Annotated in this window: 12 protein-coding genes and 1 pseudogene; 4 read left to right on the top strand and 9 right to left on the bottom strand. The window is 67.9% G+C overall.

Features of this window, described 5'->3' with window-relative positions:
* Nucleotides 1–194: 194 nt before the first annotated feature.
* Complete coding sequence (rho, locus tag VGP60_RS16995; protein WP_327548981.1) at nucleotides 195–1313, bottom strand: transcription termination factor Rho; 1119 nt, start codon at nucleotides 1311–1313, stop codon at nucleotides 195–197.
* Nucleotides 1314–1481: 168 nt separating this feature from the next.
* Between rho and VGP60_RS16990 the strand changes: the two genes are divergently transcribed.
* Both VGP60_RS16990 and VGP60_RS16985 read left to right on the top strand, forming a co-directional pair.
* Nucleotides 1482–1760, top strand: a complete 279-nt coding sequence (locus tag VGP60_RS16990; RefSeq protein WP_327548980.1) for a DUF6412 domain-containing protein — start codon at nucleotides 1482–1484, stop codon at nucleotides 1758–1760.
* Nucleotides 1761–1835: 75 nt separating this feature from the next.
* On the top strand, nucleotides 1836–2390 hold the full coding sequence (locus tag VGP60_RS16985; RefSeq protein WP_327548979.1) for a YidC/Oxa1 family membrane protein insertase: 555 nt from the start codon (nucleotides 1836–1838) through the stop codon (nucleotides 2388–2390).
* 78 nt (nucleotides 2391–2468) lie between these two features.
* Here VGP60_RS16985 and VGP60_RS16980 read toward each other — a convergent pair whose 3' ends face one another.
* Both VGP60_RS16980 and VGP60_RS16975 read right to left on the bottom strand, forming a co-directional pair.
* Nucleotides 2469–2957, bottom strand: a complete 489-nt coding sequence (locus VGP60_RS16980; RefSeq protein WP_327548978.1) for a hypothetical protein — start codon at nucleotides 2955–2957, stop codon at nucleotides 2469–2471.
* 87 nt (nucleotides 2958–3044) lie between these two features.
* Nucleotides 3045–6044 (bottom strand): AfsR/SARP family transcriptional regulator, encoded by a 3000-nt coding sequence (locus VGP60_RS16975; protein ID WP_327548977.1) that lies wholly within the window; start codon nucleotides 6042–6044, stop codon nucleotides 3045–3047.
* Nucleotides 6045–6270: 226 nt separating this feature from the next.
* On the opposite strand from VGP60_RS16975, the gene VGP60_RS16970 reads away from it, so the two are divergent.
* Together VGP60_RS16970 and VGP60_RS16965 are read left to right on the top strand one after the other, a co-directional pair.
* Nucleotides 6271–6474: a cold-shock protein gene (locus tag VGP60_RS16970; protein ID WP_327548976.1), complete on the top strand. Its 204-nt coding sequence runs from the start codon at nucleotides 6271–6273 to the stop codon at nucleotides 6472–6474.
* A gap of 123 nt (nucleotides 6475–6597) precedes the next feature.
* Nucleotides 6598–7677, top strand: a complete 1080-nt coding sequence (locus VGP60_RS16965) for a LacI family DNA-binding transcriptional regulator (protein WP_327548975.1) — start codon at nucleotides 6598–6600, stop codon at nucleotides 7675–7677.
* A gap of 32 nt (nucleotides 7678–7709) precedes the next feature.
* Here VGP60_RS16965 and VGP60_RS16960 read toward each other — a convergent pair whose 3' ends face one another.
* The 6 genes and pseudogenes from VGP60_RS16960 to VGP60_RS16935 all read right to left on the bottom strand — a co-directional run.
* On the bottom strand, nucleotides 7710–8660 hold the full coding sequence (locus VGP60_RS16960) for an Ldh family oxidoreductase (protein WP_327548974.1): 951 nt from the start codon (nucleotides 8658–8660) through the stop codon (nucleotides 7710–7712).
* A gap of 133 nt (nucleotides 8661–8793) precedes the next feature.
* The gene (locus VGP60_RS16955; RefSeq protein ID WP_327548973.1) at nucleotides 8794–9453 is read right to left on the bottom strand and encodes a hypothetical protein; all 660 of its coding nucleotides are present in this window, start codon (nucleotides 9451–9453) and stop codon (nucleotides 8794–8796) included.
* Between the two features lie 194 nt (nucleotides 9454–9647).
* Nucleotides 9648–11393, bottom strand: coding sequence for an FAD-dependent monooxygenase (locus VGP60_RS16950; protein WP_327548972.1), 1746 nt, complete (start codon nucleotides 11391–11393; stop codon nucleotides 9648–9650).
* A gap of 13 nt (nucleotides 11394–11406) precedes the next feature.
* Complete coding sequence (locus tag VGP60_RS16945) at nucleotides 11407–13323, bottom strand: maleylacetate reductase and hydroxyquinol 1,2-dioxygenase domain-containing protein (protein WP_327548971.1); 1917 nt, start codon at nucleotides 13321–13323, stop codon at nucleotides 11407–11409.
* A 109-nt stretch (nucleotides 13324–13432) separates the two neighbouring features.
* Complete coding sequence (locus VGP60_RS16940) at nucleotides 13433–14308, bottom strand: AraC family transcriptional regulator (RefSeq protein ID WP_327548970.1); 876 nt, start codon at nucleotides 14306–14308, stop codon at nucleotides 13433–13435.
* 22 nt (nucleotides 14309–14330) lie between these two features.
* Nucleotides 14331–14810, bottom strand: a pseudogene (locus tag VGP60_RS16935) (3-beta hydroxysteroid dehydrogenase); the annotation flags it as partial.

Genomic DNA, 14810 nt, shown 5'->3' with positions numbered 1-14810 from the left:
GAACTCGCCGAGGAGGCCCGGACCCATCTACGCCGCCGTCAGAACCAGCCCGGCAGGGTGAAAGCGTTCTTCGGCAAACAAGAAGTCCGCTACGCCGCAGATTGAACACGCCACATTTGCCTTACCCATCAATAGAACACTTGTAGCCACTCACGACCCCACCGCCTGAAACTCAGCCAGGCAAGTCGTAAAACTCAAGCAGCCACAGGAACACGGGACACAGCCCCAGCAACCCGCATCAAAAACTCGGCATTACTACCGGTCTTACGCAGCTCCCCCAGCAACTGCTCAACCCCAGGCATAGCCCGCCGCAGCCCAGCCACAGCAGCCAACTCCTGAGCCCCCATCAGCAACTCCTCCTTCCGAGTACCGGAAGGAAGCAGATCCACCGCCGGAAACACCCGACGCTCAGCGATCCGGCGATCCAGCTTGAGCTCAGCGTTCCCAGTGCTCTTCAACTCCTCGAAGAACACAGTGTCCGCAGTGGACCCGGTCTCGACCATCGCCGTGGCGAAGATGGTCAACGACCCACCACCCTCGACATTACGAGCGGCCCCCAGCAGCCGCTTCAGCGGATGCAACGCGGCCGCATCCACCCCACCGGACAGAATCCGGCTCGAAACCTTGGAAGTCAGGTTGTACGCCCGGCCCAGTCGTGTGATGGAGTCAAGCAACACCACGACGTCCTCCCCTGCCTCCACAAGCCGTTTGGCCCGCTCGATGGCGAGTTCGGCGATGGCAGTGTGTTCCACCGGCGGCCGGTCGAACGTGGAAGCGATGACTTCGCCGTCGATGGACCGGCGCATGTCGGTGACCTCTTCGGGCCGTTCGTCGATGAGCACCACCATCAGGTGGGACTTCGGGTAGTTGGTCGACACGCCTTTCGCGATCGCTTGCAGGACAGAGGTTTTCCCCGCCTTGGGCGGGGCGAAGATCAGCGCCCGCTGCCCCTTGCCGACAGGCATGATCAGATCGATCACCCGAGTGGTGAGCAAATGCGGCTCGGTCTCGAGGAACATCCGTTCGTCGGGATGCAGCGGCGTGAGCTTGTCGAATTCCGGACGGGAGAAGGCGAGTTTCGGGTCGGCGCCGTTGACGGTGTCGACATGTGATTCCGTGCCGGTGATTTCGTCGCCACGGCGCAGGCCGTGCTTTCGGACGAACGACATCGGCAGCTTGACGTCGTTGGGGCCGGCCAGGTAGCCGGCTTGCAGGAAGGCGGAATTATCCCGGATATCAAGGATTCCGCCGGAAGATACAGAAATTACAGACATGATGATTCTCCTGAAAAGGGAGTGGCGAGAGCGCCACAAGGAACGAAGGAGGCCTGGGATTTAGAACACCCGAACCTGGACTTCGAAGGGATTGACCGGGGCGGCAGAAACAGCCAGCGTCCACAGGTCTGATTCCGAAGTATAGCCCCACCGCCCCACAACCGCAACCAGGTACGCTGAGAGCACCGGCGAGGGAAGGGGATCAGCGTGGACTTCGCGTCATTGTTCACGTTCCTGCTTCCCGCGATCGCGTCAACGAGCGGCCTGCTGTTCATCGCGTCGGCGTTGGCGGTGACGCTGGTCGTCGTCCTCGTGGTCAGTCACGCGCATGCGGGTCAGCTGGATCTGCTGACGTCGCCGGTACGGGGTCGTGCGGTCGCGTTGCGCGAACGGTCCCGTCGTGCGGCTTTCTTACGACTGAGAGATCCCAACGCGCCCGGGCGCAAACGGCCACGAGCCCCCGGCCTTCGCAGCTTGGCTGCGTAGGCGCTTCAGCAAAGAAACCCGCGCAGCCACTTCGCCTGTCCTCGAACCCTTTCGACTCGAGTCGGAGTGCTGCCCATGTTCGGTTTCCTTGACCTGCCCGTTTCCGGGGCCCAACACATCGTCACCTGGTTCGCTTCACTGAGCCAACCCTTGACCGGTCAGCTCAGTGGCGCGCTGGCCATCGTCGGATTCACCGTGCTTGTCCGGCTTCTCCTGTTACCGCTGAGCAAAGCCGCGGCCCGCGGCCGGCAGGGTTGCCTGCCGATGCTGCTGCAGATCCCGTTTTTCATGATCATGTACCAGTTGTTCTCCTCGACCTTGGTCCACGGCGAGCCGAACTCGCTGCTGGCGGGGTCGCTTTTCGGGACACCGCTGGGTGATCACTTCCATGGGCCCGTCTTCATCGGTCTCGCGGTTCTGCTCGCCGTCGTGACGTGGTTTTCGTCGCGCTGGCAAGCGAAGATGATGGAGCGCTCCGGCTCGCCCGAGGTGCCTGGCGGCAAGCTCATGCGGTTCCTGCCGTACGGGACCGTGCTGGCGACGGCGTTCGTGCCGCTGGCAGCCGGGGTCTATCTGCTGACCACCACAGCCTGGACGGTGGCCGAGCGGGCGATCTTGCTCAAAATCTGAAATCTCTTGATCTTTTCTGAAATTGGACAAGGCGTGGTGGACAGCCCTCGCGCGCCCACCACGCCTCACCCCCAGGACTCAGAAGTACGTGATGTCCCAGTGGTTTCCCTCGTCGCAGTAGAGGTTGCCGGCCGCCGACTTCCACTGTGGGTAGCCGTCGCCGCGCAGGCCGATGTAGGAGAAGCTGTTCTTGATGTAGTTGTCGTTGCAGGCGTTGTGTGAGATGTCGATCTTGTAGCCGTTGTAGTGGCTGTAGGTGCCCGACGCGTGGCCGACCTCGGTGCCGCCGGTGATGTTGATCGCGCAGCCGCTGGAGTTCCGCAGCGTGATGGCCTGGTTGACGGTGCTGGTGTTGATCTGCTCGTACGACGTGCACGTCGAGTTGGACCGGGTGGTGCAGCCGCCGCTCGACGAGTGGGTGATGCCGGCCGCGCCCAGTTGCGACGCCGCCGCCGACTGGCTCAGCTTGGTGACGGCGGACGCCTCACCCGCCGTGGCGAACAACAGCGTCGCCGCGATGGCCGCGGTGCCGATGGCTGCCCGCGAAAGCACCTGATGTACACGCATGGGTTGCCTCTCCCGTGTCTGACTACCGATCGCGCGGAAGCCAAACCCAGAGCCCCATAACTTCGCTAAACGCCGTCGCCGCGGGAGCTATCTCGTCGGCGCGCCGATCCTGATCTTTGTCAATGCTTCACGAGTTCGCTCACGGCTGGGTGAACTGTCGCTTTCCAGGCCGGGGAGCTCCGAGAGGGCTCTTAGTTCCCATAGCGGGAAGCCCAGTTCGCGGAAGACGTCGGCAGCGGTGGTGAGGCTCTTGGCCGCGGCGGAAACGTCGCCGGTCCGGCCCCGGATCCGGCCGAGGCTCAGCATCGCGTAGCCCGCGCCGCGCCGGTCCCGCAGCTCGCGGAACGTCGTCATCGCCGTGCGCAGGTGCCATTCCGCGAGTGATGGATCGGCCGCGAGACTGGCTTCGGCGAGGCTGCGATGGGTGTACGCGGCCGCGTGCTGATGCCCCAGCTGGGTGAAAAGTTCGAGCGAACGGGCCAGACACCGTCGGCTCTCCCCCGGTTCGCCGACCTCGGTGTGCAGATCGCCGAGGCTGCGCAGGACATGCGCCTCCCAGTGCCGTTCGTGCGAGCGCACCGCGCCGTCCAGCGCGTCCGCGAGCAGCAGCTGGGCCTCGTCGTGGTGGCCGTGCCGGCGCAGGACGTCGGCGTAGCGCTTGGCGGCCTGGTCGTATTGGCGCCCCCCGCCGCAGCGCTCGGCCAGCAGCATGCTGATCTCGAAGTTCTCCCCCGCGCCCCGCACGTCGCCGAGGTCGTCGAGCAGCGAGCCGAGCTGGTACGACGCGATGGACTGGCCGCGGATGTCGCCGCACTCACGCAGCAGGTCCAGCGCCTGCCAGAGGGCATGGATCGCGCGGGAACCGTCGCCGATCTCCGCGTCGACGTCGGCGAGCGCGATCAGCGCGGCTCCCGTACCCCGCGGGTCGTCCAGCTCGCGAAAGCGGGCCTCGGCCATCACGAAGTAGTGCCGCGCGCGGCGGGACCGGCCGTGTTCCCAGTGCAGCGCACCGAGGCCGAGCAGCTTCACGGCCGCGCCAGGCTGGTCCGGCAGCCGCCGCGCCGCCGCCAGCCCGAGCACGGATACGACGTGGGCGGACTGGCCGGTCAGCTGCACGTCCGCGAGCGCCGAGTACGCGGCGGAAAGCCGCTCGGTGAGCCCGTACCAGCTGTGCGCGCTGGCCATCCGGACCGCGACGGCCACGTTCTCGAGTTCCGCGTCCCGCCAGCCGATCGGGTCCGTACGGACGCGGTCCGCCAACACCGGTTCGAGCGAGCCGGGCGCGTCCGGGCCGCGGTCGAGCAGGGAAACGACGTGCTCGGCTGCCGCCAAGTACGCGGTCAGCACGCGCCGGATCGCCATGTGGCCGGTGATGGGCCGCTCGCGGACGTACAGCCGCACGAAGTCGTGCAGCTCGTAGCGCACGAAGTCCAGCTGATCGCGGCCGGCGACCCGCAGCAGATGCGCGTCGGCGAGCGTGTCCAGCAGGTCGCGGGCGGCCGGGATCGGCAGGTCGAGCAGCGCCGCGGCCGACCATTCGGTCACCTCGCGCAGGTCCAGCGCACCGAGCAAGCGCAATGCGTCGCGTTCCGGCGGCGAACAGTCCCACACGCTCGTCGCGATCGTGGCCCGGACACTGACGTCCCCGGCGGTCAGCTCGTCCAGCCGTTGCTCGCCGTCAAGGCGGTCGGCGAGCTCGGAAACCAGCAGATGCGGCCGCTGCGCGAGCTTCGTCCCGGCGACCCGCAGCGCGAGCGCCAGTCCTTGACACCGGTTCACCAGCCGGGTCACCGCTTCCGGTTCGGCGAGCAGCCGATCGCGCCCCGCGATGGCGCTGAGCAGCTCGAACGCCTCCTGCGCGTCGAGGCCCGCGACCTCGACCGCCCGTGCGCCCGCCAGTCCCAGCAGCCTTCGCCGGGACGTCACCAGCACCGCGCAGCCGGAGCCGCCCGGCAGCAGCGGGCGCACCTGCCGCTCCGACACGGCGTCGTCGAGCAGCACAGAGACGCGCCGGCCCTGCGTGTGGCTGCGCCAGAGCGCCGCGAGCTCGCCGAGATCACCGGGAAGGTCCTCCCTGGCGACGCCGAGCGCGACGAGGAAGTGCGTAAGCACGTCTCGTGGCTCCGCAGGCGTCCCATCGGGCCCTCGGAGCTCCGCGATGAACTGGCCGTCCGGGAAGCGCTTGCGGGCGCGCCGGGCGGCTCGCACGGCCAAGGACGTCTTCCCGGCACCGCCGGGCCCGTGCAGGACGACCGGCGCCGGACCGCGCAGAGCGGCGAGTTCGGCGAGCAGGCACGCGCGGCCGAAGAAGTCGGGCATCGGTGCCGGTAGCTGCGCCGGAGGGCCGCCAGTGGTCCATTCGCGACCCGCGATCCGGCGATAAAGGGTGAAAAGTTCCGGGCCGGGGCGGACGCCGGCCTGTTCCCATAGCGCCTGACGTGCTCGCCGCAGGGATTCCAGCGCGGCATCTCGCCGTCCGCAGCGGTCCAGCGCGACGGCGAGCTGCGCGATCAGCTGCTCGTCGGTGGGCCGCTCGGCGACCACCAGCGCGAGCCTGTCGACCACCGTGCGATGCCGCCCGCGTTCGAGGTCGATCGCGATGGCCTTGCGGAACACCGACCAGCGCCGGTCGTTGAGCCAGACCTTGTGCGCCTCGACGAGCGGGCCGCCCGTGACGTCGTCGAACGCGGGGCCTCGCCACCGCTTCAGCGCGCCTTCCAGCAGGTCATGGCGCTGTTCGAGGTCGGTCGTCGTGCCCGCGGCGGCGGCCAGCGAGAGGAATTCGGCGGCGTCGAGCTCGCCCGCCCCGACGGTCAGCCGGTAGCCGAGCGGACCGCTGCGCAGGCGCTGCTCGGCGCCGCCGGGTTCCAGCCCGGGCGAGAGCACTTTCCGCAGTTTCGACACTGTGACCTGCACGATCGCCGCCGCGCTCGACGGCGCGCCCTCCGGCCAGAGCTCGTCGACGAGGGCGTCGCGGTGCACGAACTCGTTCGGTTTGGCCAGCAGGACCGACAGCAGGCGACGAGGCTGCCCCGCGGAGGGCAAATTCACCGAAGCGGCCAGCGGACCGAGGACTTTGAACTCCACAAGATCGCTCCAACCCGCCCGGGGAGGCTGCGCGGCAAAACAGTTTCTAAAATCTAGTCGGCCGATCTACCAGCGGAAACCCCCTAAAAACCTCACCCACACGGGTGGCGGCCATTAGTGTCATGCACCTCGGATGCGGCACAACCGGCCCATTGGCAGTAGGGTCAACCCCAGACCGGCACTCCTCGACTTGAGGTGTCGGCTTGCATTACAGGGAGTTAATAGCGTGACGCAGGGTACCGTGAAGTGGTTTAACGGCGAAAAAGGCTTCGGCTTCATCGAGCAGGACGGTGGCGGCGCTGACGTCTTCGTGCACTACTCGGAGATTCAGGGCAACGGCTTCAAGTCCCTCGAAGAGGGCCAGCGCGTTGAGTTCGAGGTCGGCCAGGGCCAGAAGGGCCCGCAGGCCCAGGGCGTTCGCGCCGTCTAAGCACCCGTTTTCGGGTTGCCAGACAAACTGAGAACGGGTGAGTCTGAACTTTCGGGTTCAGGCTCACCCGTTTTTTGTTTGACCAGCACCGTTTGTGTGCTCACACAGCCATAGACTGGCCCGGTGAGCAGCTCACGGCGCGGGAAGCCGACGTTGGACGATGTCGCGAAGGCCGTCGGCGTCTCGCGGGCCACGGTGTCCAATGCGTACAACCGGCCGGACCAGCTCTCCGCGGAACTGCGCGAAGAGGTGCTCCGCCAGGCGAAACAGCTCGGCTACACCGGCCCGAATCCCAGCGCCAGAAGCCTCGCCACCAACCGCACGGGGGTGGTGGCGTTCATGCTCGACGCCGGGCTTTCCGTGGCTTTCTCCGATCCCGCACTGTCCATCACGCTCGACGCGCTCGCGGCCGAAGTGGACTCGGCGGGTCATTCACTGCTTTTGTTGCCAGGCGGCCAAGACGGCGGACCTAGGGCCGACAGGGTGCTGGCCGCGCAGGCGGACATCGCCGTCGCGTACGCGCTGGCGGACGGCGCCTCGGCCATCCAGGCCGTAAAGGACCGTGGCCTGCCATTGGTGGTCATCGACCAGCCTGTGACGCCGGATTCGGCGTTGGTGCGTTTGGACGATCGCGGAGGCGCCGCCGCCGCGGCCCGGCATCTGCTCGAGCTCGGGCACCGGCGGTTCGGAATCCTTTCCGCCCAATGCCTTCCCGTGTCCCGCTGCGGGCCGCTGAGCGCCGCCGAAGCCGCGAACAGCAGGTTCCACGGCAACCGTGAACGGCTCGCCGGCTACCTCGACACGCTCGCGGACGCCGGAATCGCCGCCGATCAGGTGTCCATTTGGGAAACCGCGGACTTCTCCCGCGAGCACGCGATGGCCAGCGCCCGCGGGCTGCTCGAAGAGAACAACCTGACCGCGATCCTGTGCATGTCGGACGAACTGGCGATGGCGACGCTTTCGGTCGCGAAACAACTCGGGCTGACCGTGCCCGCGGATCTTTCCGTGGTGGGCTTCGACGACACCGCCGGCGCGCGCTGGGCGGACCCGCCGCTGACCACGATCCGCCAGGACCTCGTCGGAAAGGGGCGCCTGGCGGGCGAACTCACCTTGAGCCTGCTCGCCGGGCACCCCATTCCCGCACCGGCCATTTTGGACGTGGAGCTGATCGTCCGGCAGTCCACCGCGCGAGCGGCTGTTTGACTTGTCGCCATCTGTCGACAGATGGCGACAAGTCAATCCGTCGGGTTCGGCATCAGCAGGCCGAGGCGACCGGCGAGACCCGCCAGCTGCCGGTAGAGGTACGCGTCGAGCGGGACACCCAGCGCGCGGCACTGCTCGGCGTGCTCGGCCTCTTTCCAGCCCGGGTACCGGACAGGAGTGCCGGCGTCCCACCCGAGCACACTGCCGAACAGGGCGCTCGCGGCGCGGTAGAAGCCGTCCGCGCTGCGCAGGGTGGTCGGTGCGATGGCCAGCACGAGGACGCCGGTGTCGTGATCGTGGTCGGCGACCCCGGACAGCAGCCCGGCGAACACCTCCACCAGCAGCATGAGACCCGCGGCCGCCGGGACCGTGTCCACGGACAGGTCTTCGGCGTCCATATCGAACACGAACGCCGGGTACGCCCCGGCCGGAGCCGCCATGCCCAGCGGGTTCACGCCTTCACGGGACGGGTTCTCCTCGCCGCCGGTGGCGAGGACCAGGCCGATCATGCCGTGCTGCAGTGCTCTTCCCGCGTGATGGCTGGCGAGGCCGAACGCGCTGACCCCGCGCATCGACACCAGTCCGACGCCGTGGCGCCCGGCCCGCGCGACCGCTCTGTCCATCGCGTCGCTGACGGCCCACAGGCCGAGCGCACGACGTCCGTCCAGCAACGCGGCCGCACCACGGTCCGCGATGACCAGCGGTTCCGCTCTCGGCCGGACCTGTCCGCCTTCGAACAGCGGCAGATAGGTACGGGCGAGGGTGGCGAGTCCGGCGTTCGGTCTTCCGGTGAGGTCGCCGTAACACAGCGCCTCGGCGGAAAGGCGGGCCCGCGACTCGGGTACGTCGTGGGCGAGGAAGACGTTGGTGGCGAAGTCGATCAGTTCGTCCACGGGGACGCGGAGCCGCGCTTGTTCGGGGATTTCGACTTTCTGGGGCGGGGCTTGGCGGAACGGCCGGAGGGAGCGCGGTCTGAGAGGCACTCCACCCAGGGTGGCGAGCGCTCCCATCGCTGTCAACGAAGACCGCACCGCGCAACCCGACCGTGTGATTTCCTTACACAGCAGTGCTTATCTTGTAATAGACACAGCTTGTCACAGACACAGCTTGTAACTCTTACGGCGTGGGTCCGCAGGAAGCCGTGCCGAGAACGACTTCACCGGTGATCGCCGAGTCCGGCTGGAAGCGGAAGTGCAGCGCGGTCAACGCGATGGTGCCGTCCTCCGGGGTGGTCACGAACTCGCCGAAGGTGATGGTGGCCAGCAGTTTCGCGCCCTTCTTGACCTCGTGCACATAGCCGGACGGGATCGGGTTGGGCAGCCCGGTGAGCCCGCTCAGGCCGTTGACACCCCAGCCCGCGCTCGTCTGTCCCTGCGTTCCCGTGCAAGTCGCCTTGTAGCCCGTGAGCTTGACGCGAGGGCCACCGGCGGACACGAGCGCCGAGAGTTCGAAGTTCTTGCCCAGTGCTTCGGACTTCGTGGTGGAGACGTCGTTCTCCGGGTCGACCACGGTTCTGTTGCAGGTGGCCGTTCCGCCGCCGAACTTGATGCCTGTCTGCGTGACGACGCCGGTCGTCACCACCGACGGACCGGAGTCGACGTCGCAGGAAGCCTGCGGTGGCACGGTGATCGTCGTGTCGTTCTTGACGAAACTCGCCGAGCCGAGCCCGGCGACACCGGTGTTCGGCTCCGCCAGTGCGGGGACCGATCCGACGAGCAGACCGGCCGCGAGCATCGCTCCGGTGAGTCCGAGTCGCCTCAGTGTGACGCTTCGCATGAGAATCCCCCTTCACAGGGTCCTGTCGTGAGTGCCGGGTTCCTTGACACCCTTGGACGATCAGTGAAGAGAGCTGAGGGAAAAACCGATAGGGACCAAGCACCAAGCTCACCCGATAGTGAGAAGTCGCAACTCCTTTGTGATCGATCTGCGCGCCGGACCGACACTCGAGATCCATTAAGGACCCGATTCGGTCAGACGGTGGTGAGCACGGTCGTGAGAACGTCACGGACCGCGTCGAGGCTGTCCGGTGTGGACGGCCAGCGGTGTGCGATGTACCCGTCCGGGCGAACGAGCAGGCAGCCGTCCTCCGCGATTTCCGAAAGTCGGCTCCACTCGCCATAGGCGTCACGTGCCTCGGCATTGCCGATGTGGACCACTCGCAGCGGCACGTCGAGCGTCTCGCGGCAGCGATCGGCGGCGGCGTCCCAGTCCTTACCGGACAGGCCGGTCAGCAGCGTGAAGGAACCGCGTCCGACCAGGTCCACTGTCGACAGCCGGTGCCCGTCCGCGCCGACGAGCCACGCGTGCGGCAGCTTGGCGCCCGGGCGGGTCGACGCCTGGTGGTACAGCTCGCGATCCCGCGGCCACTCCTCGGCGGGCGTGCCGTCGTCGAGCACCGCGGTGGAGGCGTACCGCTGGTTCAGCTCGACGCCGTGCGCGTTGAACTCGTAATGCTTGAGCTGGATGGCTTCCTCCAGCGCGCGGCGGCGTTTGGCGCCCTCGGCGTCTTCCGTCCGGCAGGCCGCGAGCCCGGCGACGATGCCTTCGTCGTCGCCACCACCAGCGATGCCGAGTGCCTCGAAGATGGGCCCGAACTGGTCCCGGCTCAGGTTCGCCCGGTCGACGATCTGCTTGCCGACCGGCGCCCGTTCCGCGCTGTAGGTCTCCAGCAGCGCCGGACCCGCCTGGCCGCGGATGACCATCGCGAGCTTCCACGCCAGGTTGTACGAATCCTGGACCGAGGTGTTCGAGCCGAGGCCGTTGGACGGCGGGTGCCGGTGCACGGCGTCCCCGGCGCAGAAGACACGCCCGGACGAGTACTGCGTCGCGTAGCTCTGGTTTACCGTCCACAGTGAAATCGAGGTGATCTCGACCGGGATCGCCGGGTCGCCGACGAGGTCGTGCACGATCGCACGCGCGGCCTCCTCGTCGACCTCGGGCGTGGGCTGGTCGATGTCGTAGCCCCAGGTGAGCAGCCACTCGTTCCACGGCCGGATCATCCGGACCAAACCCATGCCGATGCCACCCATATGGGCGCCGGGCCGCATCACCCAATAGAGAACGCTCGGGCGGTGCGCGACGTACTCCGAGAGATCCGCCTTGAAGACGATGTTCATGCTGCCCGCTTTGCCCGACTCCCCCGCGATGGGCAGGCCGAGCTGCTCGGCGACGATGCTGCGGCCGCCGTCCGCGCCGATCAGGTAGCGCGCCCGGACAGTGTACTCGTCGCCTCGAAGCCGGTCGCGGAGCAGCGCGGTGACGCCGTTTTCGTCCTGGGTGAAGCTCAGGAACTCGGTGTCGAAGCGGACCTTCGCGCCGCGGGCGGCGGCGTTGGTGACCAGGATCGGTTCGAGATAGGTCTGCGGCAGGTCGATCATTTCGCACGGGCTCGCGACGGAGTACTCGCTCGCCGACTGCGGGCCGGTGCCCCACGTGCGGATCCGGCCGATCTCCTCACCCGCCAGCGCGGTGCACAGGACCGTGTCGCCCATCAGCGCCGACGGCGTACCGTCGGAAAGCGCCTCGGCCTCCAAACCCAAGTCCCGCAACACTTCCATCGTGCGCTGGTTGGTGATGTGCGCGCGAGGCGTGTTCGCGACCCAGCCGTATTTGCTGACCAGCATGGTGTTCACGCCGTAGGTGGCCAGGAGCAGCGCGGCCGAGCCGCCTGCCGGTCCACTGCCGACCACCAGGACGTCGGTGTCATAACTGTCCATCGTGGACTCCCAGTCAGTTCTTGGCGATACGGAAGGTGAAGTCGAGCTTGCGCCACTCACCGTCGACGACCCGGCCGTCGGGTGTCGGGCCGTCCTGGGTGGCGAAGTCGATGATCAGGCGGTCCTTGACGCCGAACACGGTGTCGGAGTCGAGGTAGTCGGCGCCGCCGACGAACAGCTGCGTGACGAGCCGCTGGTAGCCGGGGGCGCTGATCATGAAATGGACGTGCGGCGCGCGGTACGGGTGGCGGCTCACCGCGTCGAGCATCTTGCCGACCGGGCCGTCACTCGGGATCGGGTACGCGACCGGCACGATCGACCAGAACGTCAAGCCGCCCTTGGCATCGGTGTGGAACCGGGCACGCAGGACCGGGCCGTCGAGGTCGGGCAGCTGGACGTCGTAGAAACCGTCCTCATTGGACTGCCAGACGTCGACGACCGCGTCCGGTACGGGTTCGCCGTCGGGTCCGGTGATGCGGACGTCGGCCCACAGCGGGGTGCCGGGCAGGCCCGCTGCCAGGTCGGAACCGTGCTCGGCGGGCGGCGGGCCTTCGACGTAGAACGGCCCGAGGACCGCCGACGGCGTGGTGCCGGGTGTGCGCGAGTTGGTCATCAGGTCCACGACACTCGACACCCCAAGGGTGTCCGAGAGCAGGATGAACTCCTGCCGCTTGTCGTCGGAGATCTGGCCGGTACGGGTGAGGAACTCGATGCCGTGCATCCACTCGGCTTCGGTCAGGTCGTTGCCGATCGCGAAGTGGTGCAGGTGCCGCACGAGGTCGGACAGCAGATGGCCGACGCGCTTGCCGGGAGCTGCCTCGAAGCTGGCGACGACCTGCTCGGTGAGCTTGCTCAGGTCGGCGAGCGGCGAATCGGCGGGACGGCGGCCGTGCCACGCGTTGTCCAGCAGTTCGGCGATCCCGGGCGTGGTGAGCTCACGCGGGTTGGGATACGGCTTCGCGGTCGCGAGTTCGACGGCCTTGTCGAGGTCTTCGGCCTTCATCCCCAGTTCCCGCAACGAAAGCGGGCCGTGCACCGACTCGATGAGGTCGTAGACACCCGACGGCGCGTCGTTGACACCGAGCGCCTCGGCGATCCGGCGCATGACGTCCGGGACCGCGGAAGCGTTGTACGCCATGGCATGCGGCAGGACGACGGTGTGGGTTTCCGCGTGCGGCAAGCCGAACGAGCCGCCGAGGGTGTGACAAAGCTTGTGGTGCAGGCCCATCCCGACCGCGCCCAGGCAGGTTCCCGCCAGCCAAGCGCCCTGCAGCAGCTCACCACGGGCGTCCACATCGGACGGATCGGCGACGACCTTGGGCAGCGCGCGGGCGATGCCGCCGATGGCTTCCAGCGCCATCGCGTCGATCACCGGGTTGGCGTCGGGCGAGTACAAGGCTTCCACCGCGTGGGCGAGCGCGTTGACGCCGCTCGCGACCGACAGCGGCACCGGGAAGTTCAGCGTGAAGTCGACGTCGTAGATGACGGTTTCCGGCAGGATCTCCGGTGAGGACTGCGTGGTCTTGACGCCGCCGGCCGTCTCGCCGAGCACCGGGGTCACCTCGGAACCGGCGTACGTCGTGGGCAGGATGACCTGGTCGACGCCGGTGCGCAGCGCCAGCGCCTTGGCGAGCCCAGTGGTCGAACCGCCGCCGATGGCGACGACGCAGTCGACGTCGTGCTCGCGCAGCACGGCCAGCGCCTGCTCGGTCACCCCGACCGGAGTGTGCATCGCGGCGTCGTCGAACCGGGCCACGACCAGCGGGCCGAGCACGCCGGCGACCCGCGCCGCGGCGTCGGATAGCTGCGGACTCGCCAGCAGCAGGACCCGCGAGCGGCCCAGTCGCTCGACCTCTTCCCGTACGCGCGCCGAAGTGCCCGAACCGAAGACGACCCTGGCCGGGTTCGTGGCATAGCTGAAATTCCGCATCCACCGAGTATCAGCGTGCGGCCGGCAAGGTGTCCTGCACGAACCACGCGTCCCCCTGCACAAAACGCGCGCCCCCGGGGAATATGTCGACACATTCCCTGGGCGTGGGTTAGGTCGAGCGGCGGATGGCGCCGGGGGTGGTGGCGAGTTGCGCGCGCATCACGCGGGTCAGGTGTTCTTGGTGGGAGAACCCGCAGCGCAGCGCGATTTCCGCGATCGACAGGGTTCCCGTGCGCAGAAGCCGGCAGGCCTGGTCGAGCCGCAGGCGCATCAGGAACCGGTGCGGGCTCTCACCGGTGCGGACCTTGAACTGGCGCGCGAACTGGCTGACGCTCAACGCCGCCGCGCCCGCCAGCTCGGCGAGCGGGACCGGGTCGGCGAGCCGCTGGTCCATCAGCTCGCGCACGGCGTCGAACTGGCGTGGGGACAGCCCGGCGATCGGTTGCGGGACAACGCTTACGACGCTGTGGCGGCGCGCCAGATGGGCGGCGAGCAACGTGCTGAGATGGTCGAGATAGGTCAGCGCGGAGGGCTCCCACTGCCGCAACGTGCTGTCGAGCGAGAGCATCAGCTGCTCGATGAGCTGGTCCGCGCTGCCGAGCTCCTCGGCGAGCTCGATCGGGCTTTCCCCACCGGCGGCTTCTTGCAGCAGCGTGTCCGAGAGGTAGGCGTGGATCGTGTCCAGCCTGCCGCCGAGTTCGACGGTGAGTTCCCGCCCGGCGGGGTGCAAGAACAGCCCGCCGGCGGGGATCCGCCGTGCCTTGGCGGCCTTGCCTTCACCACGGACGACCCGAACCGGACCATCGAGATGAAGAATCAGGACATGTGTCCCGGCGGCGTCGAAACTGGCTTGGTACGGCTGCTCGGACTGCGCGGAGACATACAGCCGCTCCCAGCCGAGACCTGCACTGGACCGCATTGGTCGCACTGTGGATCCCCGGCGGAGAATGCCGTTGGTGTCGCGCAGGCTCAGCTCTGGCGCCATCAGCCCAGTGTAGGCGGCGGGCTTAGTGAGGGGTGTGGAAGTAGTGGCCCTTCTCGAGATCTTCGAGCAGGCCGGGGCGGGTCGGCTGCCAGTCCAGCAGTTCACGGGTCAGGGTGTTCGACACCCGGGCGTCGAGGCTCATGAAGGGGCTCAGCCAGCCGAAATGCTCAGCCGCGGCCTCGGGGGCCACCGGGGTCACCGGCAGGTCGAGGTGGCGGCCGATCACCTCGGCGATGTCGCGGAGCGCGACGCCCTCCTCCGCGATGCCGTGCAGCACCGATCCGGCCGGTGCCTTCTCGACGGCCAGGCGGAACAGCCGTGCGATGTCAAGGCGGTGGACCGCCGGCCAGCGATAGGCGGTGTCGCCGAGGTAGCCGGAGACGCCCTTGGCGCGGGCGGTGGCGACCAAGGTAGGTACCCAGGCGTAGTCCCCCTCGCCGTGAACGGTCGGAGAGACCCGCACCACCGATGAGCGGACGCCGCGCGAGGCAAAGGTGAGCGC

Source organism: Amycolatopsis sp. (assembly GCF_036008905.1).
Classification (GTDB): Bacteria; Actinomycetota; Actinomycetes; order Mycobacteriales; family Pseudonocardiaceae; genus Amycolatopsis.
The sequence above is the reverse complement of the archived record's forward strand: the minus strand, read 5'-3'. Positions and strand labels throughout refer to the sequence as shown.